A 397-nucleotide genomic window follows, 5' to 3' on the forward strand; every position below is an offset into this window, starting at 1 on the left:
GAATAATGGGGATTCCGGACCATTTTACTTTCACGGAAAATATACAAAAAATAAGAAAGTATGAAATGCTTGGTCAAAGTGTTGATGGAAGGGTTATTAAAGCCATCGCGAATCGGCTAGCATATACTTTTATGAAAGTTAAAACTAAAGCTTCAACTGCTACTGAAACATTAAAGAAGCATGTTCAGAGCTACAGTGTTAGTAATTGTGGTCAGCTTGAACTTTTGCTCTCCTAGTTTAGGAGGGCTTTTTTGTTTCCATTCTCATAAAAATTCCCACTCAATAACAAAAAAGCCACTAGTAATTAGGAAAGTATAAGAGGAGTCTATATGTTCAAATGACAGTACAGCTACAATCAAAGTTGGAGTATTTGCAAATAAATTAATTTGTTAAATGC

The 397-nt window shown here is 33.8% G+C and carries 1 protein-coding gene; it reads left to right on the forward strand.

The window, feature by feature from the left end; all coding sequences use genetic code 11:
- Positions 1 to 236 (forward strand): hypothetical protein (locus FPV16_RS25990; protein ID WP_227441384.1); only part of this gene is annotated, 236 nt, incomplete at its 5' end.
- Between the last annotated feature and the right edge of the window lie 161 nt (positions 237 to 397).

It is taken from the genome of Methylobacterium sp. W2, from assembly GCF_020662345.1.
Classification (GTDB): Bacteria; Pseudomonadota; Alphaproteobacteria; order Rhizobiales; family Beijerinckiaceae; genus Methylobacterium.